The sequence below is a fragment of the Candidatus Phaeomarinobacter ectocarpi genome (genome assembly GCF_000689395.1).
GTDB lineage: Bacteria > Pseudomonadota > Alphaproteobacteria > CGMCC-115125 > CGMCC-115125 > Pyruvatibacter > Pyruvatibacter ectocarpi.
Window position 1 is genome coordinate 1949183 of the sequence record NZ_HG966617.1, and the last position, 26984, is coordinate 1976166.

The 26984-nt window shown below is 60.2% G+C and carries 24 protein-coding genes; 7 read left to right on the top strand and 17 right to left on the bottom strand.

The features are described from left to right. Positions 1 to 99: 99 nt before the first annotated feature. Positions 100 to 1140 carry a zinc-dependent alcohol dehydrogenase gene (locus tag BN1012_RS09460; protein WP_043949426.1) on the top strand — a complete coding sequence of 347 codons (1041 nt, stop codon included), beginning with the start codon at positions 100 to 102 and terminating at the stop codon, positions 1138 to 1140. A gap of 60 nt (positions 1141 to 1200) precedes the next feature. On the opposite strand, the gene rpsD is transcribed toward BN1012_RS09460, so the two are convergent. The 3 genes from rpsD to BN1012_RS09475 form a co-directional block, all read right to left on the bottom strand. Further along, positions 1201 to 1818, bottom strand: coding sequence for a 30S ribosomal protein S4 (rpsD, locus tag BN1012_RS09465; protein WP_043949427.1), 618 nt, complete (start codon positions 1816 to 1818; stop codon positions 1201 to 1203). Positions 1819 to 2030: 212 nt separating this feature from the next. Then, entirely contained in the window at positions 2031 to 3329 is a 1299-nt protein-coding gene (locus BN1012_RS09470) for an MFS transporter (RefSeq protein WP_052535003.1), read from the bottom strand. Next, positions 3326 to 4177, bottom strand: coding sequence for an RNA methyltransferase (locus BN1012_RS09475; RefSeq protein ID WP_063958498.1), 852 nt, complete (start codon positions 4175 to 4177; stop codon positions 3326 to 3328). Before BN1012_RS09475 ends, BN1012_RS09470 begins: the two co-directional genes overlap by 4 nt. Positions 4178 to 4419: 242 nt before the next feature. On the opposite strand from BN1012_RS09475, the gene BN1012_RS09480 reads away from it, so the two are divergent. Beyond that, positions 4420 to 5643, top strand: a complete 1224-nt coding sequence (locus BN1012_RS09480) for an NADP-dependent isocitrate dehydrogenase (protein ID WP_043949428.1) — start codon at positions 4420 to 4422, stop codon at positions 5641 to 5643. Positions 5644 to 5677: 34 nt separating this feature from the next. On the opposite strand, the gene BN1012_RS09485 is transcribed toward BN1012_RS09480, so the two are convergent. From BN1012_RS09485 to BN1012_RS16890, 4 genes are all read right to left on the bottom strand, one after another. Then, positions 5678 to 6913: a cyclic nucleotide-gated ion channel gene (locus BN1012_RS09485; RefSeq protein ID WP_043949429.1), complete on the bottom strand. Its 1236-nt coding sequence runs from the start codon at positions 6911 to 6913 to the stop codon at positions 5678 to 5680. A gap of 8 nt (positions 6914 to 6921) precedes the next feature. Further along, on the bottom strand, positions 6922 to 9603 hold the full coding sequence (alaS, locus tag BN1012_RS09490) for an alanine--tRNA ligase (RefSeq protein WP_043949430.1): 2682 nt from the start codon (positions 9601 to 9603) through the stop codon (positions 6922 to 6924). A gap of 215 nt (positions 9604 to 9818) precedes the next feature. Then, entirely contained in the window at positions 9819 to 10901 is a 1083-nt protein-coding gene (gene recA / locus BN1012_RS09495) for a recombinase RecA (protein ID WP_043949431.1), read from the bottom strand. A gap of 229 nt (positions 10902 to 11130) precedes the next feature. Further along, a complete protein-coding gene (locus tag BN1012_RS16890) occupies positions 11131 to 11835 on the bottom strand; it encodes a TetR/AcrR family transcriptional regulator (RefSeq protein ID WP_081826309.1) in 705 nt (234 codons plus the stop codon). A 120-nt stretch (positions 11836 to 11955) separates the two neighbouring features. Between BN1012_RS16890 and BN1012_RS16895 the strand changes: the two genes are divergently transcribed. Both BN1012_RS16895 and BN1012_RS09510 read left to right on the top strand, forming a co-directional pair. Then, on the top strand, positions 11956 to 13143 hold the full coding sequence (locus BN1012_RS16895; RefSeq protein WP_052535008.1) for an aromatic ring-hydroxylating oxygenase subunit alpha: 1188 nt from the start codon (positions 11956 to 11958) through the stop codon (positions 13141 to 13143). A gap of 6 nt (positions 13144 to 13149) precedes the next feature. Beyond that, the gene (locus tag BN1012_RS09510) at positions 13150 to 13416 is read left to right on the top strand and encodes a CBU_0592 family membrane protein (protein WP_043949432.1); all 267 of its coding nucleotides are present in this window, start codon (positions 13150 to 13152) and stop codon (positions 13414 to 13416) included. Here the strand turns inward: BN1012_RS09510 and BN1012_RS09515 are convergent. The 7 genes from BN1012_RS09515 to flgB form a co-directional block, all read right to left on the bottom strand. Continuing rightward, the gene (locus BN1012_RS09515) at positions 13391 to 16156 is read right to left on the bottom strand and encodes a hybrid sensor histidine kinase/response regulator (protein ID WP_081826310.1); all 2766 of its coding nucleotides are present in this window, start codon (positions 16154 to 16156) and stop codon (positions 13391 to 13393) included. The genes BN1012_RS09510 and BN1012_RS09515 overlap by 26 nt on opposite strands. A 98-nt stretch (positions 16157 to 16254) precedes the next feature. Next, positions 16255 to 17340: a flagellar biosynthesis protein FlhB gene (gene flhB, locus BN1012_RS09520; protein WP_043949433.1), complete on the bottom strand. Its 1086-nt coding sequence runs from the start codon at positions 17338 to 17340 to the stop codon at positions 16255 to 16257. Between the two features lie 21 nt (positions 17341 to 17361). Next, positions 17362 to 18132: a flagellar biosynthetic protein FliR gene (gene fliR, locus BN1012_RS09525; protein ID WP_043949434.1), complete on the bottom strand. Its 771-nt coding sequence runs from the start codon at positions 18130 to 18132 to the stop codon at positions 17362 to 17364. 15 nt (positions 18133 to 18147) lie between these two features. Next, on the bottom strand, positions 18148 to 18411 hold the full coding sequence (gene fliQ, locus BN1012_RS09530) for a flagellar biosynthesis protein FliQ (RefSeq protein WP_043950888.1): 264 nt from the start codon (positions 18409 to 18411) through the stop codon (positions 18148 to 18150). Positions 18412 to 18489: 78 nt separating this feature from the next. Beyond that, positions 18490 to 18819: a flagellar hook-basal body complex protein FliE gene (fliE, locus tag BN1012_RS09535; RefSeq protein WP_052535011.1), complete on the bottom strand. Its 330-nt coding sequence runs from the start codon at positions 18817 to 18819 to the stop codon at positions 18490 to 18492. Between the two features lie 27 nt (positions 18820 to 18846). Beyond that, complete coding sequence (flgC, locus tag BN1012_RS09540) at positions 18847 to 19257, bottom strand: flagellar basal body rod protein FlgC (protein ID WP_171815941.1); 411 nt, start codon at positions 19255 to 19257, stop codon at positions 18847 to 18849. Positions 19258 to 19287: 30 nt separating this feature from the next. Then, the gene (gene flgB / locus BN1012_RS09545; RefSeq protein WP_043949436.1) at positions 19288 to 19707 is read right to left on the bottom strand and encodes a flagellar basal body rod protein FlgB; all 420 of its coding nucleotides are present in this window, start codon (positions 19705 to 19707) and stop codon (positions 19288 to 19290) included. A 356-nt stretch (positions 19708 to 20063) separates the two neighbouring features. Between flgB and BN1012_RS16900 the strand changes: the two genes are divergently transcribed. From BN1012_RS16900 to BN1012_RS09560, 3 genes are all read left to right on the top strand, one after another. Then, complete coding sequence (locus BN1012_RS16900; RefSeq protein ID WP_052535014.1) at positions 20064 to 20570, top strand: FliO/MopB family protein; 507 nt, start codon at positions 20064 to 20066, stop codon at positions 20568 to 20570. Positions 20571 to 20572: 2 nt separating this feature from the next. Continuing rightward, positions 20573 to 21322 (top strand): flagellar type III secretion system pore protein FliP, encoded by a 750-nt coding sequence (fliP, locus tag BN1012_RS09555; RefSeq protein ID WP_043950891.1) that lies wholly within the window; start codon positions 20573 to 20575, stop codon positions 21320 to 21322. Positions 21323 to 21424: 102 nt separating this feature from the next. Then, the gene (locus BN1012_RS09560) at positions 21425 to 21664 is read left to right on the top strand and encodes a hypothetical protein (RefSeq protein ID WP_043949437.1); all 240 of its coding nucleotides are present in this window, start codon (positions 21425 to 21427) and stop codon (positions 21662 to 21664) included. Positions 21665 to 21727: 63 nt separating this feature from the next. On the opposite strand, the gene BN1012_RS09565 is transcribed toward BN1012_RS09560, so the two are convergent. Genes BN1012_RS09565 through BN1012_RS09575 form a run of 3 tightly spaced genes read right to left on the bottom strand, consistent with a single transcriptional unit; the run spans position 21728 to position 26915 of the window. Then, on the bottom strand, positions 21728 to 25531 hold the full coding sequence (locus BN1012_RS09565; protein WP_043949438.1) for a tetratricopeptide repeat protein: 3804 nt from the start codon (positions 25529 to 25531) through the stop codon (positions 21728 to 21730). Continuing rightward, positions 25528 to 26241, bottom strand: a complete 714-nt coding sequence (locus tag BN1012_RS09570) for a flagellar motor protein MotB (RefSeq protein WP_043949439.1) — start codon at positions 26239 to 26241, stop codon at positions 25528 to 25530. The genes BN1012_RS09565 and BN1012_RS09570 overlap by 4 nt, the downstream gene beginning before the upstream one ends. After that, positions 26238 to 26915, bottom strand: a complete 678-nt coding sequence (locus BN1012_RS09575; RefSeq protein ID WP_145973446.1) for a hypothetical protein — start codon at positions 26913 to 26915, stop codon at positions 26238 to 26240. The genes BN1012_RS09570 and BN1012_RS09575 overlap by 4 nt, the downstream gene beginning before the upstream one ends. Positions 26916 to 26984 lie beyond the last annotated feature (69 nt).

The following is a 26984-nucleotide window of genomic DNA, read 5'->3' on the forward strand; positions in this document are numbered from 1 at the left end:
GCCTCTTTTTTGGTTCCGCAAACTACCTTGCACGAAATCCACATAGCACAGGATCAAAATTATATAGACTGGTCTAAATCAATTTGAGAAAGAGACCAGATGCAGCAGCTCAACTACATAGGCACCCGCGACGTCCAATGGCGCGATGTGCCCACCCCCGTACTGCCCGGCAGTGACGGCGCCCTTGTCAAACCAATGGTCGTGTCCACCTGCGACATGGACGGTGCAGTCATTCAGGGTGCTGTTCCCCTCAAGGGCCCCGTGCCTCTGGGGCATGAGGGCGTCGGCGAAGTGCTGGAGGTTGGGCCTGACGTAAAGGGCCTTAAACCCGGCGACCGGGTCATCATGCCGTGGAAGATTGCCTGCGGGCATTGCACCCATTGCGGCCGTGGCCATACCGCCCAGTGCATCTCTGTGCCGCGCGAAGCCGCCTATGGCTGGGCGCCAACTGCCCCTGAATGGGGTGGCTTCTTGCAGGACGTGGTGCCGGTGCCCTGGGCCGACACCATGCTGACCGCCCTGCCCGCGGGCATGGACCCGCTCAAAGCCTCGGGCCTTGGCGACAACATCCCCGACGGCTACCGCGCCATTGCCCCCCACATCATCGAGCGTCGCGGTGCCGACGTGCTGGTCTGCGGCGGAACGGCGCCAGGATCCATCGGTCTCTTTGCCGTGGGGTTCGCAAAGGCGCTGGGCGCTGGCCGCGTGGTCTATGCGGACCACGATACGACACGGCTGGCCATTGCCGAATCCTATGGAGCTGAAACCTGGGAACTCTCGAAAAGCTGGCTCCACGGCATTCGCGAGCGGTTCGATATCACTGTCGATGCCAGCGGCCGGCCCGAAACCGTCGCTGAACTCCTGCGCATGACCGGACGCGCCGGCGTCTGCACATCCACAACCGCCGCAATCTATATCGGCGGCGACGTGCCGGTGCCGATGTTCCACATGTACCGCAACTCGATCTCGCTCCACACCGGCTGGGTTCATACCCATTCGGTGTTGCCTGAACCCCTGGCCCTCATTCAGTCCGGGGCCTTTGACCCAACCCCCGTCACGTCGCGGGTTGTTTCATGGGAAGATGCTGCAGACGCATTGATCGAGCCCTTCACCAAGCTGATTGTGTCGCGGGCCGACTAGCTGAAACGAAAAAGGGCCGCTCTTTCGAGCGGCCCTTTTGATCGTTGGAATGAGAACCAATTAGCGGGAATAGAATTCCACCACCAGGTTGGGTTCCATCGTGACCGGGTAAGGCACATCCATCAGCTGAGGGATACGCACATAGGTTGCGGTCATCTTGTTGTGGTCAACGTCCAGATAGTCCGGCAGGTCACGCTCGGGCGAGCCAATGGCTTCAAGCACCAGCGGAAGCTGCTTTGACTTTTCACGGACTTCAATCACATCGCCTTCCTTGACGCGGTAGCTGGGGATGTTCACCCGCTTGCCGTTGACCTTGATGTGGCCGTGATTGACGAACTGACGTGCTGCAAAAACAGTCGGCACGAACTTGGAGCGATACACAACCGCATCCAGACGGCGCTCGAGCAGGCCGATCATGTTTTCGCTGGTGTCACCACGCAGACGCACAGCTTCTTCGTACGTCGCACGGAACTGCTTTTCGGTGACGTCGCCGTAGTAGCCCTTGAGCTTCTGCTTGGCGCGCAGCTGGATACCAAAGTCAGAAACCTTGGATTTGCGGCGCTGGCCATGTTCGCCCGGACCATAGGAACGGGTGTTGAACGGGCTCTTGGCACGACCCCAGATGTTTTCACCCATCCGGCGGTCGATCTTGTATTTGGCGCTTGTGCGCTTGGTCATGTGCAGCCTCTAGGTTGCTAGGTGTTGCCGGTTGCCCGTCGCAGCCCCGAAATATGAGGGAAAAAGCGCCGAAAACTGCCGGAAATTAAAGGCGGGCCCGACCGATTCCGGTTGAGCCCGCTTGATGGCGCCGGAGTATAGCCACGCGCCCCTTTGTGTCAAACGCTTAAAACACCCCGCAAGTGCCCGGCCACGCTGGGATTTTTGGCCCGTCAAGCCGGCGTGTCAGACGGATCAATCGGCGGCATCTTGTTCGGGTTGGGAAAGCGCACAAAAAGCGCCCCGGCAAGGATGATGGTGAGGGCCACAAGACCAAAATAATGCGGCAGGTCCGGCGACAGCGTGTAGCCGCCCGGGCCGACGAGACTGCCGATCATGAAGCCGGTGGCGCTCATGGAGGCGTTCAGGCCGGCCGCACTGCCCTGCTCGTTCGGGGTCACGGACAGGGAGATGGCAGCCGAGATGCCCGGGTTGGCCATACCAAAGGCGATGCCAACCATGACAAGGCCTGTGGTGAGCATCCAGAACGACGCAGCCATGGTGAGGACCGTGTAGGCGGCAACCGCCAGCACAAGCCCTCCATAGATAAGTATGGGTGGTGCAAGCCTGAGGCGCTGGACGATGGCGGTCTGCACAAACAGTGTCGCGCCGGCCATCATCATCAAGGCCGCCCCGGTGGCCCGTGCCGTGCCCGCAGCGTCGAGCCCCAGAATGTCCTGAAAGTAAAAAGCGGATGTCTGCTGGGTCACAGCGACCATCATCGAGATCGCCATGGAGATGGGCATCATGGCGATGATGCGCCTGTCACGGATTTTGAGCTTTGGGCGTGGTTCGTCCTTTTGCGCCTGTGTGCGCGGCGGCTCGGGCAGCAGGCGCCACGCCATGAGGCCCCCAATGATGCCGAGTGCGGCAGCAAGATACATGGGCGCCAGCAACTCGTAGGCAGACATGAGCCCCGCAATGCCCGGCCCGGAGATGAGACCAAACCCCATGGCGGCTGCCACCATGGACGTGCCCGATGTGCGGTCCCGCGCGGACGTGGTGTCCGCCACATAAGCCTGTGCTGCCGGGAACACGCCCGCAGACGCTGCCGCAGAGGCCACACGCGGCACGAACATCAACAGGAAGATCGCCCACAGCGGCAGCGCAACCGCAAGGCCCGTCGCGACGGCGAGCGTGAACAGCATCATGAAGACGCCAAAGCCCGACAGACCGATGGCAATGACGCGCACCCGCCCTACCCTGTCCGACAGGCGACCCCATAGGGGCGAGGTAATGGCAAACATGCCAGCAGCTGCTGCAAACATCAGCCCGACGAGAACCTCTGTGAAGCCAAGCTCGCGTGCGATGGGCGGCAGCACCGCAAACAGCATCGACCGGGAGATGCCGACGGTGACCAGCGCCAGAAACAGGATCGCCAGCGGACTGCGCCAGAAGGCAGCACTCAGGATCTGAGGGGCTTGGGTACTTTTGGAACTGTCATTCTGGTTGTTGGGGTGCGGATCACTCAAGAGGCGTCATCGCTTTTCGTCCGTTGACCTTTGCCCGCTTGCTCGCCTTTTCCGGGTCGTTCCTTGTACGGCACCCGTTCGCGTGGCGGCCGCACCAAGGCGGTGACGATGCCGCGCAGGGTGCGCACTTCCTGAAGGGTCAGATCGGCCCGCTGAAACAGGTTACGAATATTGCGCACCATGGCCGGGCGCTTTTCCGGCGGATACAGGAAGTTGTGGGTATCGAGTTCGCGCTCCAGCTGTTCGAAGAACCCGACGATCTCTCCTGTGGATGCCATCTCCTGATCCTGCGTCGCGTCGATGCGTGGTTCTGCTTCCTGTGTTTGCCGAAAATACTCATAGCCGAGCAGAAGAACTGCCTGCGCCAGGTTGATAGAGGCAAAGGATGGATTGACCGGCACCGTCAAAATCGAATGCGCCAGCGTCACGTCATCATTGTTGAGGCCCGAGCGCTCGCCCCCGAACAACACGCCGACCCGCGCGCCGCTCGCTTCAATGCCGCGCGCTTCCGCCATCGCAGTTTGAGGCGTCACAGTCGGCTTGATGAGGTCACGGCGACGCGCCGTTGTGGCATAGACGCGATCAAGGTCAGCAATGGCTTCCTCGGTCCGGTCAAACAGCCGGACGGTCTTGATCTGATCGAACGCCCCTGATGATGCCTTGACCGCATAGGCATTGGGCCAGCCATCGCGCGGCCGCACGAGGCGCAAATCAGTCAGGCCGAAATTCAGCATGGCCCGGGCAGCCGTGCCGACATTCTCGCCTAGTTGCGGTGCAACAAGAATCACAGCCGGGCCCGAATGTGCTTCCACGACAGTTTGTTGCTTCGTCCGGTCCGTTCCAGCCATGAAATACTGCTATTTCCCTCAACCACGCAGCCGCCGCTGCTTTAATCGTTAACGATGGGGTGCTATACGAAAACACCAGCCGACGCCAACTTTGCGCCGTCGGCACCCCACATATGGCGCGGCCTCGCTTTGGCCTCGCGCCTCCCACTTTCAGCGCAGCGTCATATATGCGCGATGTCCTTGTGGTTCCATTCTCCCGGAATCACTAAAGGCAACACATACAGACCGGGTCAGAGGATTACATGTCGAAAATCAAGGTGGATAACCCCGTTGTAGAACTTGATGGGGACGAGATGACCCGGATCATCTGGCAACTCATCAAGGACAAGCTGGTCCACCCCTATCTCGACCTCGACCTTGAATATTACGACCTGGGCATGGAGTACCGCGACAAGACAGACGACCAGGTCACGATCGACGCAGCGGAAGCCATCAAGAAGCACGGCGTCGGCGTCAAATGCGCCACCATCACCCCGGACGAAGCTCGTGTTGAGGAGTTCGGCCTCAAGAAGATGTGGCGCTCGCCCAACGGCACCATCCGAAACATCCTCGGCGGCACAGTGTTCCGTGAACCAATCATCTGCAAGAACGTCCCCCGCCTCGTGCCGGGCTGGACAGACCCCATCGTCATCGGCCGTCACGCTTTTGGTGACCAGTACCGCGCAACGGACTTTCTGGTGCCCGGTGCCGGCAAGCTGACCATGAAGTGGGAAGCAGAAGACGGCTCAGATTCCAAGGAATTTGAAATCTTCAATTTCGAGGGCCCAGGCATCGCCATGGGCATGTACAACCTCGACGCATCCATCATCGATTTTGCCCGCGCCTGCCTGAATTATGGCGTGCAGCGCAAATGGCCGGTGTACCTTTCCACCAAGAACACCATCATGAAGGCCTATGACGGGCGCTTCAAAGATCTGTTCCAGAAGGTCTATGAGGAAGAGTTCAAGGCTGAATACGACAAGCTCGGCATCACCTATGAGCACCGCCTGATTGACGATATGGTGGCGTCATCCATGAAGTGGTCCGGCAAGTTTATCTGGGCCTGCAAGAACTACGATGGCGACGTGCAATCTGACTCCGTGGCCCAGGGCTTCGGCTCTCTCGGCCTGATGACATCCGTGCTGCTGACGCCGGATGGAAAGATCTGTGAGTCAGAAGCCGCCCACGGCACCGTCACCCGCCACTACCGCCTGTGGCAGGACGGCAAGGAAACCTCCACCAATTCCATCGCATCCATTTTTGCGTGGACCCGTGGCCTCTCCTTCCGCGCCGAACTGGACAAGAACGACGCACTGGCCACATTTGCCAAGACTCTTGAAAAGACATGTGTGTCCACCGTTGAAGGCGGCTCTATGACCAAGGACCTGGCATTGCTGGTGGGTGCGGAGCAGAAATGGCTCTCGACCGAAGCCTTCCTCGACAAGGTCTCTGACAACCTCGAAAAGGCGATGTCGAAGGCCTCCTAGGAGGCGCTTCGGCGACTGTCGCCCGACAGGCCGCTCACTCGTGCCTCAGGGCTTCTTCGATTTCTTCGTCTTCCGTAAAGGCAGTGGCATCCCCTGCGCGTTCGCGCGCGACCTTTACAACAGCTTCGCGTATCTCCGGATGACGGCGCGCAAGCATCGTAAAATCATCGGACGCCAGCTTCAGTAGATCGCAATCGGCAGACACGGTCAGTTCATGCTGCCGGGTCGCTTTGCGCAATAACGCCATCTCACCGAAGAAGTCCCCTTCCCGAAGGTAGATCGGCTCCTCGGGGTCACGTTCCACCATCACCTCGCCGCTGATGATGAAATACATCGCGTCCGCCGGGTCACCTGCGTGGGCAATGTGAGACCCACGCGGCAGCGTCACCGCCTCAAGCCGCCCCATGATGGCAAATATCTGCTCAGCCTCGAGCGCTGAAAACAACGGGACCCGAGCAACCATGCCCCAGGTAATGGCAAATTCGCGGCGGTGAATTTCCTGTGAGAAGCCGGTGGCGATGATGCCGATGGGCAAGGCAAACATGCCAAGGCCGAACAGCATGACCAGCGCACCAACAAGGCGACCGCCCGCTGTGACCGGCACCACGTCGCCATAGCCAACCGTTGTCAGCGTGGCCATGGACCACCACATGGCGGCAGGGACACTGCCGAAGGCCTCCGGCTGCTCATGACGTTCAATGAAGTAAAGCAACGTTGAAGAGACAAGCAGCGCACCGCTCATCACGATCATGGCGGCACCCAGCGCCCGGCGCTCCTGCCACAGCACGCGGCTGAGCGAGGACAGGGCCGGCGAATAGCGTGCCAGCTTGAAAAAGCGCAGCAGACGGAAGACCCGCAGAACCCGCAGATCAATCGCCAGAAAGAACGCCAGGTAAAATGGCGCAATGGCGAGCAGATCCACGATCATCATCGGCGTACGGACAAAGCGCGCCCGCGCCGTGAAACCATTCAGTCGGCGGTAGGGACCGTGCTCCGTGCAGACCCAGATGCGCGCCAGATATTCGACGGTGAACACAGCCACGGAAGCAATGTTGAAGGCCTCGAGCAGACCACCATATTGCGCTGCGATGTCAGGGACGGTCTCGAGCGAGAAGGCAACCACATTGGCGATGATCAGGATGGTCATCGACACATCAAAGATCAGGCTGGCCCGGTCGCTGGTCTTGCCGGCTTCAAGGATGTGGTAGAGGCGTGCCTTCAGGCCCTTACGGGCAGGACGCGGATCAGGAACGGTTCCAGCCTGCGGCACGCATCACCTCACGCAGCGCTTGCAGGTTCAGCCACCTGCGACGTGATGGCGGCCAGCGCTTCGTCTGCCTTGTCCACGTCGGGGCCACCGGCCTGCGCCATGTCAGGACGTCCACCGCCGCCCTTGCCCCCAAGGGCGGCCGACCCGGCACGCACCAGATCCACCGCACTGAGCTTGCTGGTGAGATCATCCGTCACGCCAACAGCAACAGCTGCCTTGCCATCCGCAATCGCCACCACAGCAACGACACCGGAGCCAATCTCTTTCTTGCCGTCATCAACAAGGCCGCGCAATTCCTTGGCTGGAACGCCATCCAGACGGCGCGCCATGACCTTGATGCCAGCTATTTCCTGAACGGCAGGAGCCGCAGCGCCGCCTCCGCCGCCAGCACTGGCAAGGGCTGCCTGCTTGCGGGCTTCAGAAAGCTCACGCTCCAGCTTCTTGCGCTCTTCCACCAGCTGCGCCACGCGGCCAGGCAAGTCATCGATGCTGGTCTTGAGGGCATCCGCCGCAGCCTTCGCCTTGGCTTCCTGAGATGCCATGTACTGGCGCGCTGTTTCGCCGGTGAGCGCTTCAATGCGGCGCACCCCTGAGGAGACAGCGCTCTCAGACAATATTTTGATCAACGCAATATCGCCCAGACGGCGCACATGGGTTCCGCCGCAAAGCTCTGTCGAGAAAAAGCCTGCCCGGTCCTGCGGTCCGGAATGTCCCATGCTCAGCACACGGACTTCATCGCCATATTTTTCGCCGAACAGCGCAAGCGCGCCGGCCTCAATGGCTTCGTCTGGTGTCATCAACCGCGTTGTGACATCGCTGTTGTCGCGCACCACAGAATTGACGATGACTTCGACCTCAGCGAGTTCTTCCGCCGTAATGGCACGCGGGTGTGAAATATCGAAGCGCAGCCGGTCCTGCGACACCATGGAGCCCTTCTGGGTCACATGGTCGCCAAGCACGCGGCGCAGTGCCTCGTGCAACAGATGGGTTGCAGAGTGATTGGCCCGCAGCCGTGAGCGGCGCTCACCATCAACCCGAAGCTCAACGATCCCGCCGGTAGTCAGGCCACCCTTGGCAACCTTGCCCACATGCACATGCAGGTCTCCGCCCCGCTTGGCGGTATCCGTCACGCAGAACTCAACTCCCTCGGCACCAATCATGATGCCGGTGTCGCCCATCTGGCCACCGGACTCCGCATAGAACGGTGTCTGGTTGACGATGACGGAACCCTCGTCTCCTGCGGCCAGCGTATCAACCAGCTCACCGTCTTTGAGCAGCGCAACAATCTGGCCCTCCGCCACTTCCGTGTCGTAGCCAAGAAATTCGGTCGCGCCGTGCTCGTCACGCAATTCCAGCCAGATGACTTCTGTCGCAGCATCACCGGAGCCGGACCACGCGGCACGGGCTTCCGCCTTCTGACGCGCCATGGCGGCGTCAAATCCATCCGTATCCACCTCAATGCCCTTGGTGCGCAGGGCGTCCTGGGTCAGATCGAGGGGAAAGCCATAAGTGTCATAGAGCTTGAAGGCCGCCTCGCCGGCGAGCGTCTTTGCGTCGCCAAGCTGGGCCACTTCGTCATCCAGCAGCTTGAGGCCGCGATCAAGCGTGACGCGGAAGCGCTCTTCTTCCAGCTTGAGGGTTTCCGTCACCAGCGCCTGTGCCCGCTGCAGCTCCGGATAGGCCTGGCCCATCTGGGTGACAAGCGCAGGCACCAGCCGGTGCATGAGTGGGTCTTTCGCGCCGATGATGTGCGCATGGCGCATTGCCCGGCGCATGATTCGGCGCAGCACATAGCCGCGGCCTTCATTGGACGGCAACACCCCGTCCGCAATCAGGAAGCTCGTGGCACGAAGATGGTCTGCGATGACGCGGTGGCTCACCGCATGGTCTCCATCAGCGGCAACGCTGGACGCATCAGCAGACGCTTCAATCAGCGCGCGCATCATGTCCGTGTCGTAATTGTCGTGCTTGCCCTGTAGGACGGCGGCGATCCGCTCCAGACCCATACCGGTGTCAATCGACGGCTTGGGCAGCGCGATCTTTTCACCGCCTGTCTGCTGGTCGAACTGCATGAAGACCAGATTCCAGATTTCAATGAACCGGTCGCCGTCTTCATCCGGTGAACCGGGAGGGCCACCAGGCACATGGTCGCCATGGTCAAAGAAAATCTCAGAGCATGGGCCGCACGGGCCGGTGTCGCCCATGGACCAGTAATTGTCCGACGTGGCGATCTTGATGATGCGGTCGTCGGTCAGCCCGGCGATCTTCTTCCACAGGACCGGCGCCTCTTCGTCTTCGTGATAGACGGTGACGGTCAGCTTGTCCTTGGGCAGGCCATAGTCCTTGGTGAGCAGCTCCCACGCATAGGCAATGGCTTCTTCCTTGAAATAGTCCCCAAAGGAGAAGTTGCCGAGCATCTCAAAGAAGGTGTGGTGGCGGGCCGTATAGCCCACATTGTCCAGATCATTGTGCTTGCCGCCCGCACGCACGCATTTTTGCGATGAGACCGCGCGCGCATAGTCGCGTTTCTCCGCACCGGTGAAGACGTTCTTGAACGGGACCATGCCCGCATTGTTGAACAGCAGTGTTGGATCATTGCGCGGCACAAGCGGGGCCGAGGCCACCGGGGTGTGCCCTTTGCCATCGAAAAAATCGATAAACGTCTGGCGGACTTCATTGACGCTCGTCATAGCCTGAACCTGCACTCTTACTCGTTAGCTGCGGAGAGGGAGACAGAAGGACACCCACAGATTCGCGAGAGCCCCTCATCCCTTATATATGCCCTTATACAGACAAAGGGCGCATGGAAGTACCATGCGCCCTTCATGGCTGACACCAGCCATATGCCTATCAGTCACAGCAGGGCCCCGTCAGTGACGGGATGGCCTGCCAGCGGACACGCTGCCTAGACGGCTTCTTCTGTCGCGTCGTCCTCATCCGCCTCGTTTTCTTCGCCTGCAAGCTCCACGACACCAGCCGCATCCGCCCGGATCCGCCGCTCGATATCATCGGCAATATCAGGGTTTTCCTTGAGGAAATTCTTGGCGTTCTCACGCCCCTGACCAATGCGCTGGCTATCGTAAGAGAACCAGGAGCCGGACTTCTCGACAATGTCCGCCTTGACGCCCAGATCCAGCAATTCGCCGGTCTTGGAAATGCCCTGGCCATACATGATGTCGAACTCAACCTGCCGGAACGGCGGCGCGACCTTGTTTTTCACCACCTTCACACGGGTCTGGTTGCCCACCACTTCGTCCCGGTCCTTGATGGCACCGATGCGGCGGATATCAAGGCGGACAGAGGCATAGAACTTAAGCGCGTTGCCGCCGGTCGTGGTTTCGGGGTTGCCGAACATCACGCCGATCTTCATCCGGATCTGGTTGATGAAGATGACCATGGTGTTGGATTTGGAGATCGAGCCCGTGAGCTTGCGCAAGGCCTTGGACATCAAGCGCGCCTGCATGCCCGGCTGCATGTCGCCCATATCGCCTTCCAGCTCAGCGCGCGGGGTCAATGCCGCCACTGAGTCGATCACCAGCACATCGATGGCACCGGAGCGCACCAGCGTGTCAGCAATCTCAAGCGCCTGCTCGCCTTCGTCAGGCTGCGAAATCAGCAATTCGTCAATATCGACGCCCAGCTTGCGGGCATAGGAGGGGTCCAGCGCGTGTTCCGCGTCCACAAAGGCACAGATGCCACCGCTCTTTTGCGCTTCGGCGACCGTGTGCAGCGCCAGCGTGGTTTTACCGGAGGATTCAGGACCATAAATTTCGATGATGCGTCCGCGCGGCAGGCCCCCAATGCCCAGCGCCACATCCAGCCCGAGCGAGCCGGTAGACACAGACTCAATCTCAACAACCTGGCCATCCTTGCCAAGCTTCATGATGGAGCCCTTGCCAAAGGCGCGGTCGATCTGGCCCAGGGCCGCTTCAAGCGCTTTCGACTTGTCCACGTTCTTGTCTTTGAAACTCACTACATTCTCGCCCATTTTGAACCCCTTTACGTCAGCGCCCCTCTGACCTGATGTGGGCAGGGGGAAAGGGAGTGCGGCCACCCGCATTTCCCTGACTCATGAGGTTAATGTACACAGTTTGTTCTCACTCGCAAGCATTTTGGTGCAATGAGTAGAAAACGTTGATTTTCTTGCGGTTTTGGACCATTCGTTCCCGGCATGTTCTCACCAGCAGAGCCAAAACGACTCCAGCCACGCCGGTGAATCACTCCACCGCCAGACGGTCGATAGTAGCCACAATTTGCGCTGCCTGCTGCCTGATATTCTCAAGCTGTGCCGGGTCCACCAAAAGCCCGTGCAGGGCCAGATCAGCGGCAGCCACAGCCTGCTCGTCTGGGGACAGGCCTGCCACATTTTCACCGGCCATGATGCTGGTTTCCGTCAACTGAAACACCTGCTCCGCAGCCAGGGCTGGATGCGCTGTGGCCATCAGGCCTGAGGAGCAGCCTTCGATAATGAGCCAATGAAAATGCGTCACCATGTCGGCCCGCACCTGCTGCGCGACCGCAAACTCCGGCTGGCGCAACTCCGGCAGATAGAACAGCCCCGCCTGCTCCCGGTCGAACGACGCCACCATCCGGGTTTCCTCAAATACGCTTTTGTAGAGCGCCACGTCCGGAGGGACATCGAGCTCATTGATCCGTGCGTAGAAGGCCAGCGATGGGGCAGCAGCAAACGCGATCAACTCATTCAGCAAATCGGCTTTCGACTCGAACAGATGAAACAGCGATGCCGGAGACGCTTTGAGATCCTTGGCAATCATCCGGATACTGGTGCCGCCATATCCGTGAATCGCCATCAACCGGGCCGCCGCAGACAACACCATATTGCGGGTGAGATGCGGTTTCCCGTCCCCCCGGGGGCGTCCAACGGGACGGCGCTTGGGCGCTGAAATGGCTGTTTCACTCATGTTTCCTATTTAGGCCTGTTCGCAGCCTTTGTCTATTTTATATCAACCGATCAATATTAATTGACTCCCTGGAAAAGGCGGTGTTACATCAGGCCGGACACAAAGCGAGGATCCTCAGCCATGACTATTCAACAAACAAAGCTTCCCCAACTCTCCGCTGACGAAATCGCCCGCGTGCGGCAGCCCCTGGCGCAGGCCTACACCCTGCCCCCCACCGCCTATACGGACCCGGAGGTCTACGAACGTGAAGTCGCCCTCATCATGCGCAAGAGCTGGCTGCCGCTGGCCCGGGTGGACCAGGTGGCCAAGCCCGGCGACTACATCTCGCTCGACCTGTTCGGCCAGCCGGTGATGGTCGTCCACGGTAAGGATGGCGAAATTCGCACCATGTCCCGCGTGTGTCTCCACCGCGCAGCCCCCCTGACCGAAGATGGCGCGGGTCACCGCAACCTCTTCACCTGCCCCTACCATGCCTGGAGCTATGACACGGCAGGCGAACTCGTCCGTACACCACTCATGGAGGGGGCTGATGGCTTTGATGAAATGAGCGCCACGGAGAAAGGCTGCCGCCTGCCGCAGATCCGCACGGAAATCTGGAACGGCTTCATCATGGCCAATCTGGATGATGATGCAGACCCGTTTGCGCCACAGGTCGCGGGCTTCACGAAGTTCTTCGACAAATTCAATCTGGATGATCTGGTGGTGGTGAAGACGCTGGATTTCCCCAGCAACTGGAACTGGAAGGTGCTGGTAGAAAACTTCATGGAGGCCTACCACCACATCGCCACCCACGCGACGACCTTTGGTCCCGTGTTCCCGGCAAGTGACAGCAACGTGCCGGACAATGACGGCGCTGTAGCCTCGGAACTTGAAGGCGGCCCGTGGTCCATCCTGCACATGCCCACAAACGAGGAAGCCCCCGAAGCAGCTGACACGGCGGAAGCCTCCGACAGCTCACTGGGCGGTGATCTCTATGCCAACGTCATCTTCCCGCATTTCCTGCTGGGCATTCAGGGCAGCGGCACCGCCTGGTACCAGATACTCCCGGAGTCGCACGACAGGCTGATGCTGAAAATCCATTTCTGCCTTCCCCGCCACCTTGCCGAAGAAGACAAGGACGGCGCACATGCCGAAGCCACTGCCGAGATGCTGACAATCATCCACAATGAAGACATCGAGGCCAACGATCAGGTCTGGCGCGGCCTCAACGCCCCGCTCACCAAACAGGGCCGCCTGTCACCGCTTGAAAAAAGCATCTGGCAGATGAACCAGTGGTGGCTCGACAAGATGACAGACGCAGAGGCTTAGAGGGCCATGCCGGACCTCGCTCCCGCCGACTGGATCGGCTCCACCGGCGTCGCCCTGCTGCTACTGGCCTTCGCCCTCAACCTGACAGGCCATCTGCGCCACGAAAGCCTGACCTACCCGGCCATGAACGCGGCAGGTGCAGGTCTCGCAGCCTATGCCTCATGGCTAATCGACTACATGCCGTTCGTGGTGCTGGAGGGCACGTGGATGATGGTGTCGGTGGCAACTCTGACAAACCGGCTGCGCCCTACTCCCCCTCAATCACCTCTTTGACCTTCGCTGCGAGCTGCTTGAGCGAGAACGGTTTGGGGAGGAACTGGAACTCCACGTCCTTGTCGAGGTTCTTCTTGAAGGCTTCTTCGGCGTAGCCGGAGATGAAGATGATCTTGAGGCCGGGCTTCACCTTGGCCAGATGGCTGACCATGGTCGGGCCGTCCATGTTGGGCATCACCACGTCTGACACCACCACGTCGAGCTCACCGTCAAAGTCTTCCATCACTTCCAGCGCGTGCTCGCCGGATGCTGCTTCCAGCACCGTGTACCCACGCGTTTGCAGCGCGCGGACGGCAAAGCTGCGCACCGCGTCTTCGTCTTCCACCAGCAGCACCGTTCCCTTGCCGGACAGGTCGGCAGGCTTCTTCGCGGCTTCAACGACAGCTTCCTTCGGCTTCTCGGTCTCAATGTGACGCGGAATGTAGATACGGAAACTGGTACCAGTGCCCACGGTCGAGAACGGGAAGATGTAGCCGCCGGTCTGCTTGACGATGCCGTAAACCGTCGACAGGCCCAGCCCCGTCCCCTTGCCCACTTCCTTGGTGGAGAAGAACGGCTCGAAGATCTTGCCGAGATTTTCCTTGGCGATACCGCAGCCCGTGTCGCTCACTTCAACCAGCACGTATTCCGCCGCCGGCATGATGGCGTGATCCAGCGCAGCAGCGTCTTCCTTGGTGACATTCGCCGTGCGGATGGTGAGCGAGCCACCAATATTGCCTTCCGCATCCGGCTCCAGCATGGCGTCACGCGCATTGACGGCCAGGTTGATGATCACCTGCTCGAACTGGTTCTGGTCCGCCTTGATGGTCCACAGGTCACGCCCATGCACCATCTTGAGGTCAACCGTTTCGCCCAGCAGCCGCCGCAGCAGGTTGGACAAGTCCGCCAGCGCGTCCGTCGGCATCAGCACCGTGGGACGAAGCGTCTGCTGCCGGGAGAAGGCCAGCAACTGCCGCACAAGATTGGCCGCACGGTTGGCGTTCTGCTTGATCTGCATGACATCCGCAAACGAAGGATCGCCCGGCTGGTGACGCACCAGCAGCAGGTCACAAAAGCCAATGATGGCCGTCAGCAGATTGTTGAAGTCGTGCGCCACGCCGCCCGCAAGCTGACCCACCGCCTGCATCTTCTGGCTCTGGGCAAACTGCACTTCCAGTGTCTTCTGCTCGGTCAGGTCCACGAAATAGATCATGACGCGGGCATCGCTGTCCTTGCCGTCGTCATCCGCAGCAGAGCCCGCCCGGCTGATATAGGCCTGCAGCACCTTGTCGTTTTCACCGTTGTCGTTCTCAGGGGTCTCGATACCCGTTGGCGGCAGCAGCCGCACGTCCACAGGCCCCTTGTCCGGCTCGCCCTTGGCGGCATCCAGAATGGCCGTGTCGAACGCTGCGCGGTCCTCATGGGCCACAAGATCAGACAACAAGACCGTCTTCTTCTTGTCCCCGGTCAGCGACCCTTCAGGGACGGCGTCGCCGACAATGTCGCGGAAGGTGCGGTTGACGGAGACAACCTGCCCCTCGCCATTCACCGTCGCCATGCCAATGGGCGCATTGTTGAAGAAATGCGCAAACCGCACTTCGGCCGCATCCAGCAGATCACCGCCCGCATCCGTGCGGCGGTCGTGCAGCACCAGGAACGTGACTTTGCGCCCGTCGGGCATGTCTCCGTCGCGCTGGACAATCCGCACAGGCACGACGCCCGCGCCCGAGGCGGCTTCTCCGCGCGGCTTGAGGTCCGCATCGGACACCTTGATGCCGTTCTCATCGGCGTTCTTGCCAAGCGGGACCCGTGTGCCCGCCAGCAGGCTGTCAAATTCAAGCGCACCGGCCGTGAACGTTGCCGCATCAATGCCGACCCAGCCGGCCAGCGTGTCGTTGAGATACAGAACCCGTCCCTGCTCATCGAGTGCACAGACGCCGGACACAAGCCCGTTGAGATAGGCGCCAAGGCGCAGGGATTCACGCTCGCTTGCTTCAAGCCGCTCCTGGGAGGCGGTTTGGTCCGCCACGCGCCACAGGGCATAGGTCTGCCCCACACTGCCCGGCGCCAGTTCCGCTGGCAGCGGCGACACACTGGCGACCACTGCCCGCGTATCCCCTTCAGCGGTCTTGAGAGAAATTTCTTCGCTGGCATCGCTGCCGGACCGGGCCGCCCGCGCCAGCCGGAAGGCCCGCGCGCCAGCAGTCTCGCCCTCGTCGCTTGCCTCATCATGGTCGCCCGCCCCGGCCAGCACGGTTTCCGCACTGCGCAGCTTGCGGCCACCCGCCAGCGCCATGAAGGCCTTGTTGGCATAGACCATGCGTCCGCGATCATTGGTGACCGCCTGCGCAAGATCAGATGTTTCAGCCAGGCCCGCTGCCAGCCGCTCGCCCAGCATCCGCCCGCGCAGATCAAGCCGCACAAGGCCAGCAAAAATGCCCGCCACCACCAGCAGCCCAAGCGCACCGAAGCCACCGAGAATGTAAAACGCAATCTGTCCCATGGAGCCGGGATCAAGCAGCGCGAAACCCACCGCAATCAGACCAACACAACTCAGCAGCAGCCCAAGCCAGCGGCCTGCTGGTTTGGGCGCCTGATCAAGGTCTTCCGGTGCCGGCTCAAACACAGCCGCTGCCCCTGTCTCTTCCACGAGAGACAATGGCGGCGGGGAGGCAGGCACAGTTTCGGCCTGCGCCGGAGCGGGTGCTGCAGTCTCTGCGTCGTCAGAAGGTGAAACGGCGGGGTCTGCCGGGCTTGCCATTTGAGGCCTCCATCAAATGCGCTTTGTCCGGGATTTCCCCCGGGGGCAGAGTATCTACCCGACGCATGAGGCCATTTGGCGGCGCATCTAAAAAGGAATCAGGTGCGCGCCGAGCCTCGGCGCATTTTACCCTTGAGGCGCATCACATAGCCAATGACTTGCGCCACGGCTTTGTAGTGCTCTGGCGGCACTTCGTCATCCACCTCAACGGTGGCATGAAGCGCCCGGGCCAGGGGCACATTTTCCACCAGCGGAATGTCATTTTCCTTGGCGATTTCCCGGATCTTGAAGGCCATCCGATCCACACCCTTGGCCACGCAGATGGGGGCTGCCATGCCCTCTTCATATTTGAGCGCAACGGAATAGTGGGTCGGGTTGGTGACAATCACGGATGCCTCGGGCACCTGCGCCATCATCCGCTTGCGGCCGCGCTCATGGCGGATCTGCCGCAGCTTGGCCTTGACCGCGGGGTCGCCTTCCATCTGCTTGAACTCGTCCTTGACCTCTTTTTGGGTCATCTTCTGCTTCTTGGCCCATTGCGCTTTTTGAAACGCAAAGTCGATGCCGGCAATCACCGTCATGATGGCGATGACGCCACCGATCAGCTTGAGCACTTTTTCCTGAAGAACCCCCGGCACCACGGCCAGGTCCACGCGCATCAGCATCCCCAGCATGTCGCGCTCGGGCCACACGACCCAGAACGCGATAAGGGAGACGATCACAAGCTTCGCCAGACCCTTGAAGAAGTTCATCATGCCTTGCGGCCCGAAGATGCGCTTCAGGCCCGCCAGGGGAGAAATCTTGGAGAATTTCGGCTTCATGTTCTCAGCCGAAAAAACCGGTTTGTGCTGGACCAGGTTGCCCGCAATGGCCATCACCACAAGCACCAGCATCGGCAGCCCAAGGGCAGCCACCACCGCAATCCCCAGCTGCTGGATGATGCGCAGGATATTGCCGCCATCCATGTCATAGGCATGCGGCTCAACAATGAAAGTGGATAAGGGCGCCGCCAGCTGCGCCGCCATGGGCCCCACAAACAAAGCCACAATGATGCCGATGCCGATCATGCCGAACCAGGCACTGACCTCCTGGCTTTTGGCAACGTCACCCTTCTTGTGCGCCTCCTCGAGTTTTTTCGACGAGGCGTCTTCGGTTTTTTCACTTTGGTCGGGTTGGTCCGACATCGCGTGTGCGGCCTCCCGGTCCTAGATGATGAAACGCAGCAGCACCGCTTCAAAATGCTCCAGGAAGTAGAGCATGATGGAGCTGAGCATCATGAACATGATGATGAAGCCGATCAGAATGTTGGCTGGCATCGCTACGAAGAAAATCTGCACCTGCGGGATCAGCTTCGACAGGATGCCGATGCCCGAATAAAAAACCAGCGAGAACACAATGAATGGGGCTGCGAGTTTGACGCCCAGCGTGAAAGCACTGGCCATGGTATCCACAGCTACCGCCAGAAAATCAGCCGTCGGAAACGCACCCAGAGGCGGAAACAGCGTGTAGCTGTCGCGCAGGCCAATGAGCATGAGATGATGCAGGTCGGTGACAAAAATCATCGCCGTGCCAAGAACGGCGAGATAGGTGCCGACAATGGCACCCTGAATGCCCTGGGTCGGATCCATGTTCATGGCAAAGGCAAGACCCGTCTGAAATGCAATGATAGTCCCGGCAACCTGCAGCGCACTCATGAACATGCGCGCGGTCAAGCCGATGAACAGACCAATGCCGATTTCGCCAATCATGCTGGCCGCCATGGCGCCAACGCCCAGCGGCATCGCTGGATAGGTTTCCGCAATCACCGGCGCAAGTACCGCTGTCACAGCGATCGCCATCACCAGCCGGATGCGCGCACTGACGCTCATTTCACCAAGCCCCGGCAACACCATCATGGCGGTGCCGATGCGCGCAAAAGCCAGCACATATACCAATGCTGTTTCGGGCAGAATGTCAGTGGGCAGAGAAAAAATCATCAGCGCTGACGCACCCTAGCCGCCAATGATCAGGCCGCTGATGCGGCTCATATAGGCGGCAAGCACGGATGCCATGAATGGCAGGGCAACAATCATCGCCAGAAAAATCGAAATGATCTTCGGCACAAACACCAGGGTCATTTCCTGCACCTGCGTCAGCGCCTGAACCAGCGCAATCGCCAGACCGACAACAAGACCTACAAGCATAAGCGGACCGGCCAGCTGCAACAGCAGCCAGATGCCTTCGCGTCCGATATCCAGAACCTCAGGTCCTGTCAGCATTGTCTTCTACTCCCCCAAACGCCCCTAAATCAGGTCCCGAGCGTTTGCCTGTTGGATTGCCCCTGCAAATACCGACTAGATCGGCATCCGCATGATTTCCTGATACGCCGAGATCACGCGGTCGCGCACAGTAACGGCTGTCTGCAGCATGACTTCGGCTTCCGCGACCTGCGTCACGAGGTCCACAAGGTTGCCCTGACCCGCAGCTGCCTGTGTGGCGGCAGCTTCACTGGCCCGAGACGTGGACTCGATGCCCTTCATCTGCTGCGACAGCACATCACCGAAAGAGGCAACGGGGTTCTTGCCGCCATCAGCAAGGCCACCGGCCTCACCAGTGGAAGACTGGGCCATGCGTTTGATGGCGTCTGTATAGGCGCCGGCGGCATTGGCTACATTAATACTCATGAGCTTTGCTCCTGTTCAGGCAGCGCGTTAGCGGCGCAGCAGTTCAATCGTCGCATTCAGCATGCGGCGCGATGTGTTGATGACATTGAGATTGGCTTCATAGCCGCGCTGGGCCTGGCCCATATCAATGCTCTCGATCATGGTGTTGACGTTGGAGGTCTTCACGTACCCCTTGTCATTGGCTGCTGGGTGGCCCGGCTCATAGCGCTCGCCAAACGCACTGTTGCTGCGTTCGATCTTGCCCATCTTCACCCGCTCCACGCCGTTGGCACGGTCAAGCTCGGTGGTGAAGGTCGGGATTTTCCGGCGATAGGGGTCGCCCTCCGGCGTCTTTGCCGTGGACCCTGCATTGGCCATGTTTTCTGCGATCACCCGCATGCGCCCGCCCTGCGTCTTCAGGCCGGATGCGGCGATCAGCATTGATTTCATGAGATCCATAATCGTTTCTCCTTTATTGAGCGTCAGCGCCTATGACGGGCGGCCCGTTACAGCCATGCGCAACATGCCAAGACCCTTGCTGTAGAGCGTGGTGGCGGTCTGATAATCCATCTGGTTTTCAGCGACCTTCATCATCTGCTCTTCAAGCACCACGGAATTGCCGTTGGATGATGTTTCGCTGTCCGGCGCATTGCGGGTTGAAAAATCACCCCGTGCGCTGGTCGACGTCGTGGAGCCGGACATGTGCCCCGCCCGCGTCGATGTCATGTGAAGTGTGCCTGACGTCGTGCTCTTGAGCACATTTCTGAAGTCAGGCTCCTTGATGTCCTGTGCGGTAAAGCCAGGCGTGTGAGCATTGGCAACGTTCTGCGACAGCACACCCTGACGCGCCTGCACCCAGTGCATCCGCTCGCGCAGCATGCCGAAAAGAGGAATATCTGAGAAAGCCATACGCAACGAACCCCAGGTATTTGGCCGAGCAACTGCTCAGCAGACGGACGGAAATTCCACGAGATATTTTTCTGATGTGGAAGGCGCGCTGGTCTGCGCTGCAAAACCCGTCCTAGGTTCGTTGTGAGTAGGCAGTATCTGCCGGGCGAATTAAGAAGGCCTTAAACCAACCATCCACAGGCATTTTTTTTCCCGCAAGGCACCGTAGCCACATAGAAAAGTGGAAAGGTCTCGTTAGCCTTAATCGGTTGTTAAGCGCGTGGGCGGAAAATCCTGCCTAGTTGATCACCCGTCTGCGAGAGCCACGCACCAACGCGCCGCCCGCAGGCCAGAATTGAAAAGCTGCGAGAGCCGACATGGAATATGCCGATTACATGCGCTTCTTCTTCGCCCTCATGTTTGTGGTGGGGCTGATTGGCGGCGTTGCCCTTCTCGCCAAACGCTTTGGCCTGGCGCCGGGAACAGCGACAGGCGGTCGCGCCAGCAAGAAGCGTCTTGAGATTGTCGAGAGCCTCAACCTCGACACCAAGCGCCGCATGGTCATCATCCGCCGGGACGATCGCGAACACCTGGTTCTCCTGGGCGTCGACAGTGAAACCCTTGTCGAGACATCGTTTGACCGCCCCGCGCAGCTTCCCGTCGAGGTAGCACACGCTGAAACACTGCCCACGCAAACAACGCCCACGACATCAAGCAAGCCGAGTGAAGATGACGATATCTTCGCCCGCCTTCGCAAAGTCGCTGAATTGATGAATGAGAAACGCGCCCTGGCCCTGCGCACCGGGCGCGCCTCATCAACGGCCGAGCCAACCACTTCGGCCCGTCACGACGCCCTTCGCAAAGTTGCAGGAGACCGCGGGTGACCCTGACCTCCCGTTTCACAAAACTGGCACCAGCCCTGGTCGCAGGCCTTACCGCAACAGCAATGCTGGTGCTGCCGGCCCACGCGCAGGAAATCAGCCTCGCGCTGCCTGAAGAAGGCGCGCTTACGTCACGCATCGTGCAGCTGGTTCTGCTGGTTGCAGTCCTGAGCCTTGCACCTTCCATTCTCATCATGGTGACGAGCTTCGTGCGCATCGCCGTTGTGCTGTCCTTGCTGCGGACGGCGATGGGTGTTCAGCAGGCGCCGCCGAATTCGGTTCTCATCAGTCTTGCCCTCTTCCTGACCGCCTTCGTCATGGCGCCTGTGCTGCAGGACAGCTACCGGGACGGCGTTGCACCCTATCTGGCCGATGAAATCAGCACCGAAGAAGCCTGGGACCTGTCTTCAGGACCCTTCAAAGACTTCATGCTCAGCCAGGTCCGCGAGGAAGACCTCAAGCTCTTTATTGATCTGTCGGATACAGCCGTCCCTGAGACACCTCAGGCCACACCAATCCATGTACTGATCCCGGCCTTCATGATCTCCGAGCTGCGCCGCGCCTTTGAAATCGGCTTTCTGCTCTTCATCCCGTTTATCGTGATTGACCTTGTGGTCGCCTCAGTCCTCATGTCCATGGGCATGATGATGCTACCACCGATCATGATCTCCCTGCCCTTCAAGCTCATCTTCTTCGTGTTGGTAGATGGCTGGCGGCTGGTGGCGGGGTCGCTGGTGCAAAGTTTCGGCGCCTAGCCATAAACTTCCCCATGCCCGACGCATAGCGGCATCCCACATGGCAGCAAACCCCGTGTGCTATAGCTCCTGCACATCCTGATACCAGCAAGGGACTTCACCATGACGGATCGGTATGAGAGCGTTGTCGAAGAGGCTCTTTCAACTCTCCAGGTAGCCCGCGAACAGGTGCTCAGGGAAATCTCGGCATACCCGGCCCCAATTTCAGGGTGTGACGCGCAGTTCAATCAACTGCTCAGCGACCGAACCCGCATTGCCAACGCAATTCAGGCGCTTGAGACGACACCGTTCATTCCAACACCCCGCATGCTGGAACCCGGAACGTCGCTGGAGAGCCGGTAGTCCACCGGGTATCTCACAGGTGCAAGATTTGAAGTGCAGTCTCGGCGAGCCGGGTGACGCGTGCTAGTTGATCGCGCCTTCGCCGGCCTGCCCGGCTTCATAGCGACCACGATAGCCCTTCATGAAGCGGTCCAGCGTATCAACCTGCGCAATCTCACGGGCCAGATCGCGGAAGGCAATGCCGCGTCCATCTGAGGAACTTGCAACAATAGAGAAGGCCGCAGCCTGCGGACCTTGTGCCATCTTCTCAAAATACTTCTGACGAATGCGCTCAACGCCGTCGCTTTCGCGCGCAAGCACATAGGATATGGCAGAGCGCAGAACATCAAACTGCTCGTCATTTGTCAGCGGCTCGTCCCGCGTCCAGGCAAGACCCAGCAGATCCTCAAGAGCGCGGCCGGACTCAGCGTACATGCCTGCTTCCCAGTAAACGTCCGCCGTGAGCGCCCGCGCTGGATCGGAGCGGTTGTCCGCAAGCAGTTCAAGCGCGTGATCATGACGCCCCAGCGCACTCAGGGCCTTTGCTTCAAACAGCAGCCGCTCATCAGCAACCTGCTGTGGCAGCTGAGCCTGACGTGTCTTGCGCAGGGCCGATAGCGCTTCACCGGGGTCGCTGTTCAACAGATGCACCGCAGCCAACCGGCCTGCCACCTGTGCGCGCGCGACACCACGGAGGCGATGGGTAACCTGGTGCTCAAGCATTTCCGCAGCCTGATCGAGCAGGTCAACAGCAACCAGCCGGTCTGCCAGTTCACGGATCATCCGGTCACCGTCGCGGCCAACCGGCGTCAGTTCACGGAAGTCATAGAACAGACTCAGCGCTTCAAGCGGCTGGAGGCTGTCCACTTCGCCATCAAGGAACAAGCGGCGGAACATCGCGACCATCTGGTCTGCAATCTCGCGGCCCTTTTCAGCACTGGGGAACTGCGTCGCAACAGTGCGCATCACACTCAGCGCGCTGCGATAGTCACCCTGCTGCTCATAAATCTTGGCAAGCTCGGCAACCGCATCCAGCTCAACGTCGCCACCGCGCCATGTAAAGCGCAGTCGGTCAAGCGTGTTGATGGCTTCATCCAGACTTGCAACCACGGCGGTCGCTTCGGCCTCAGCCTCCGCTTCACCTTCAGCACCGTCCTGATTTTCAGATCCCTCAGCTGGCTCCACAGCAGCAACCGTTACAACCTCGCCATTTGCATCAAGCGCGCGCAGCAACCCTGCCTGCAGCAGCGTGGCGCGTGCGGCAATGGGCCGATAGTCCAGTGCCACAGCCTGAGCGTAGCGGGATAGCGCCTCTTCCGGATTGCCATTGGCCTGCGCCAGCTGGCCCGCCAGAAGAGTGCGTTCTGCAAACAGGGCGTGATCCAGACCATCGTCGGGCACCTTGCGCAGATCGCTTTCCACATTGGCAATATCATTCACCCCAAGCGACACACTCGCCGCTGCCAGATGGAAGCGCGCCTGAACGCTGGGGGCATAGTCGGAAATAACAGTCCGCGCCCGTGTTACGTCGGACCGCGCATCAGCAAACCGACCAAGACGAACATTCGCAAGTGTGCGCCATACGGCAGCATTTGGATCATATTTGAGCGCCGCCGCAGACAGATCTGCCATGGCATCGTCATACCGGCCGATCATGTAGCTGGCGATACCGCGCAGCATGACGAATTCAGGATCAGAGGTCTGGTCCTTCTGCGCTTCTGCCATCAGCCGCATCAGCCCAAGTGCTTCGGTGCCGTATTCATATCCAAGATAGAACCGCACCAATGCCAGTCGCGCAGCCTTACGCTCATTCGGCGTGGTTGCGCCAGCCACGGCAGAATTAAGGGTGGCAAGGCCGGAGTGAAAATCATCCGGGTCACCGCTGGCGAGCCTGAAGCCGACAACGCCCGGCGCAAAGATGTTGTTCTGCCTGCTCAGTTCAGCAGCGGCCGGACGACGCGGATTGGCCGTCAGCACAAGCCCCGTACGGCGCGAGGCAGCCACCTGCCCCTCATTGTTCAGCGAAATCACAACGTCATCCGCAATCGGGCGGAAGATCAGACCATGTGCAGAGGCAAGAACCTCAAGGTCAACCGTTTCGCGCGGAGAGACCACGCCACGGACCGGGCCAGGCAAAGGTACGATCGCCAGCGTGTCGCCAACCTGTGGATCAGTAATGCGTCGCGTTGCAGCCGCATCCGGTGCAATGGCAAACAGCTTGCCACCACCATCCGCCTGTACACCCCGACGAATGGCCAATGGTCCGGGCGGGCGCAACACCGTCTCGCCAATGGCGACCGACCACGTCTCGCCTTCAAGCTGGGCGGTGACCAGCGCATTACTTGCAAGGCGCAGACGCACGCCACGCAGGCCATCGGCCTCAACAATTTCAGCAGCATCCACAAACCGCAGATGTTCTTCGGTCAGTAGCGGCTTTTCGATGGCGATATCGGTTTCAAACAGCGCCCACACATGGCCGGCGCGTTCGAAAACTGCCGCAGGCGCATCAGCAAGACCGGCGAATGAGAACGTCACCGTGTCGCCGCGCCGACGAGCTTTGACACTCCCCGCCGGGTCGCTTGGGGCGACCGGAACGGCATCTTCAACAACCGTCGCATCAATAGCTGCTGGGTCAACCACTTCTGGATTGGTTTCACCTGAAGCCACAACGCTCTCACCGCTGGGCTTTACGATGCGCGGTGTCTCAACAGACAGGCTGTCGCCTGCCGTGTTGGGAGCTGCAACGTTGACCTTGTCCGATGTTCCGTCCAGCGCAACGTCCTCGGCAGCACCTTGGGCAGCATCAGCTGTCGCAGCGGCATTGGATGGCGTGCTTGCATCTGTGACCTGCTCCTCGGAATAGCCACTGTCTTTGACAATGCGAGCCGTGTCAGGACGCCCGATGCGACGCGGATCAATCATCGTCACAGCCTCTTTTGAGGCATCTTCGTCTGCAGGCGTAGTGGCAGATGGCGCGGGCTCGACCGGAACAGGCGTCGCCGCGTTGCGGCTGCTGGCACCTGCTGCATCACTTGGCAGCACACCTGCAAACTGGTCCTGGTTCAGCTCAAGCGCGGCAAGGGCGCCAGCGTCTTCTGACGCGGCGGTGAGATCAAGCACAATGCCGGTTGGTTCGCGGAACATGCGGAACTCGGCTTCAGGCGAGATCGTCAGGCGCAGCTTGGCATTGGTGGAATCTGTGTCCGCTTCCGCATCCGTCACGAAGGGCGGCGGATCGACGCGCAGGCGTCCGATTTTCAGATGACCCGGCGCGCTGAACTCAAGATCCAGCCGCGAGCCATCGCGCGAGACCTTGTAGTCAATGTCATCAGGCCAATCGAACACGATGCGGCTGTAGGAGTTGTGCACGCCGACACGAACCGGCACATCCGGCAACTCAACAAGGGCAAGCGCCTTTTTGGCAGCAGCGGCTTTTTCAGCCGCAGCCCTGGCGGCCTGTTCCCGCTGCAGCACCTCAGGCGGAAGCCCGGGAAAAGCGCGCTGAGAATTTTCTGGAATGAGATTGACATAAACCTCATTGGCCGCCGTCAGCGCCTCAACCCGGAACGGGAACTTGAGCGCCAGACGCAGGGTTGATCCGTCTGCATCCTGTCGGGCAAGCGCCACATAATTGGGAAGCTGGATTGGCAGGTCGTTGAGGGCCGCCTCGAAGGCGCGCCCGAACTTCAGAACGACAACACCATTGGATTCCTGTGCGTCCACCGTGACCGCGTCCGGCCACTGGAACCGCAACCGCGCAAAGCCCTGAAGCTCTTCCGCCTTCACCGACACAGCGTCCGCCGCATGCGCGGGCAATGCCGCCAGAATGGACATCACGGAGAGCGCCGCAGCAAGCAGTCCGGCCATCACAATGCGTGTAACGGTCATGATGCGCCTCCTGCTGATTTGCCGGTACGCGGATCACGAATGGAAATGGCGACTTCACCCGGCGCGAGCCAGCCTGCAAACCCTGTCTCAACACCCGTTGGCGCAAGGCGCAGGGCGGAAACGGATTCCATGAGACTGCGGCTGTCACCAAGTGCCGACGCGGCAAAGACCGTAACGCGCCCCGGCGCGGCTGCAGAGATACGCTGCAGCGTCGTGTAGATGTCTGATCCTTCACGTGCTCCGGCAATCAACGCTGCGGGAACAACCAGCACCACGCCACCGGCGCGCGCATCCAAGCGGCCCTGTTTGGACCCGGCAACCGCACTTACCTGCTGCATCAGCACACTGCCCAGATACCGGGCGCCCGCGCCTGCTTCAGCAGAAACCGTCGGCGCAAGCGCAACACCTGTTCCACGCTCGGGCGCCCGATCAGACATCGCACCGGCAGCACCCGCCGGTTCGCCATTAAGGCGCGCAATGGCATCAGGCTCAAACGCTGACATGGACAGGATCAAGACAAAGAACGCAATCAGCAGCGCCACTAGATCTGCAAAAATCACCAGCCACCGCGGCGCGCCATCAAATCGCGCTGCCACGAAGGGCAGCACTGCCCGCCGGCGCGGCAGGGATGTCACAGGAGCAGGCGCGTCCACGACGGGCACGGCTTCCAATTCGATCGGCGCTTCAGCAGCAAGAGCCAGATCACTCATGACCGCCCTCCCCGCGCTGCGTCGCCAATAACCGCGTAAAAGACCATCTCTACGGTGTTGGCCGCATCAATCGTTCGCAGGCTGACAGCTTCAGGTCCGTTGACCGCGGTGAAAACAGACGCAAGCGCCACGGCCCGGCGAAGTGCCACCGCACTCTCATCACCCACGGCAATATCCACACGACGGTTGGCTGAGCCTGAGCCCGCATCCTGAACCGCCATGGCAAATGCAGCAGCATCAAGAGCCTGACGTCCCGTGGCACTCAGCGCCGCTGTATCGTTCACAAAGAGTGCGGATGCATCAAGACGCACCCCGTGCCAGGCAACACCATCAATCGCAGCCAAATTTTCACGACGACCCGCAAGGTCCTCAAAGGCTGTGGCAACGCGGCTGGTGAAAGCAGCGTCCGCCACAATGCGTTGACCGGCTGGTCCGGCAAAATGAGGCGTTATCCGCTCCGGCCCGGCCTGGGCTGTCACCGACTCTGCAAACTGCGCTTCGACTGAATCAATAACCGAAACAGCGCGCGCGGGATCAAAGGTTGAGATGGAGGTCAGGAACAGGAAAAAGGCCAGAAGCGCCAGAAACAGCGCGAGATACAACGTCGCCGCCTGCGGACGTGCCGCGGCGGAATGCGCTGTTCCCTCGATATGTGCCTGCGCACCTGTCGTCACCGGAGAGCCTCCTGCCCACCACATGCCGGAGCAACCCGGCCGAGGACCAACAAATCACCCGCGAATCGC

Bases quoted from the DNA above. Each gene is read 5' to 3' on its own strand.
- BN1012_RS09480 (WP_043949428.1), top strand. From the start codon at position 4,420: ATGTCGAAAATCAAGGTGGATAACCCCGTTGTAGAACTTGATGGGGAC.
- BN1012_RS09510 (WP_043949432.1), top strand. From the start codon at position 13,150: ATGCCGGACCTCGCTCCCGCCGACTGGATCGGCTCCACCGGCGTCGCC.
- recA (WP_043949431.1), bottom strand. From the start codon at position 10,901: ATGGGCGAGAATGTAGTGAGTTTCAAAGACAAGAACGTGGACAAGTCG.
- rpsD (WP_043949427.1), bottom strand. From the start codon at position 1,818: ATGACCAAGCGCACAAGCGCCAAATACAAGATCGACCGCCGGATGGGT.
- BN1012_RS16895 (WP_052535008.1), top strand. From the start codon at position 11,956: ATGACTATTCAACAAACAAAGCTTCCCCAACTCTCCGCTGACGAAATC.
- BN1012_RS09515 (WP_081826310.1), bottom strand. From the start codon at position 16,156: ATGGCAAGCCCGGCAGACCCCGCCGTTTCACCTTCTGACGACGCAGAG.
- BN1012_RS09460 (WP_043949426.1), top strand. From the start codon at position 100: ATGCAGCAGCTCAACTACATAGGCACCCGCGACGTCCAATGGCGCGAT.
- fliE (WP_052535011.1), bottom strand. From the start codon at position 18,819: ATGAGTATTAATGTAGCCAATGCCGCCGGCGCCTATACAGACGCCATC.
- BN1012_RS16890 (WP_081826309.1), bottom strand. From the start codon at position 11,835: ATGAGTGAAACAGCCATTTCAGCGCCCAAGCGCCGTCCCGTTGGACGC.
- BN1012_RS09565 (WP_043949438.1), bottom strand. From the start codon at position 25,531: ATGACCGTTACACGCATTGTGATGGCCGGACTGCTTGCTGCGGCGCTC.
- flhB (WP_043949433.1), bottom strand. From the start codon at position 17,340: ATGTCGGACCAACCCGACCAAAGTGAAAAAACCGAAGACGCCTCGTCG.
- flgB (WP_043949436.1), bottom strand. From the start codon at position 19,707: ATGGCTTTCTCAGATATTCCTCTTTTCGGCATGCTGCGCGAGCGGATG.
- BN1012_RS09560 (WP_043949437.1), top strand. From the start codon at position 21,425: ATGACGGATCGGTATGAGAGCGTTGTCGAAGAGGCTCTTTCAACTCTC.
- BN1012_RS16900 (WP_052535014.1), top strand. From the start codon at position 20,064: ATGGAATATGCCGATTACATGCGCTTCTTCTTCGCCCTCATGTTTGTG.
- BN1012_RS09475 (WP_063958498.1), bottom strand. From the start codon at position 4,177: ATGGCTGGAACGGACCGGACGAAGCAACAAACTGTCGTGGAAGCACAT.
- flgC (WP_171815941.1), bottom strand. From the start codon at position 19,257: ATGGATCTCATGAAATCAATGCTGATCGCCGCATCCGGCCTGAAGACG.
- BN1012_RS09570 (WP_043949439.1), bottom strand. From the start codon at position 26,241: ATGAGTGATCTGGCTCTTGCTGCTGAAGCGCCGATCGAATTGGAAGCC.
- alaS (WP_043949430.1), bottom strand. From the start codon at position 9,603: ATGACGAGCGTCAATGAAGTCCGCCAGACGTTTATCGATTTTTTCGAT.
- fliR (WP_043949434.1), bottom strand. From the start codon at position 18,132: ATGATTTTTTCTCTGCCCACTGACATTCTGCCCGAAACAGCATTGGTA.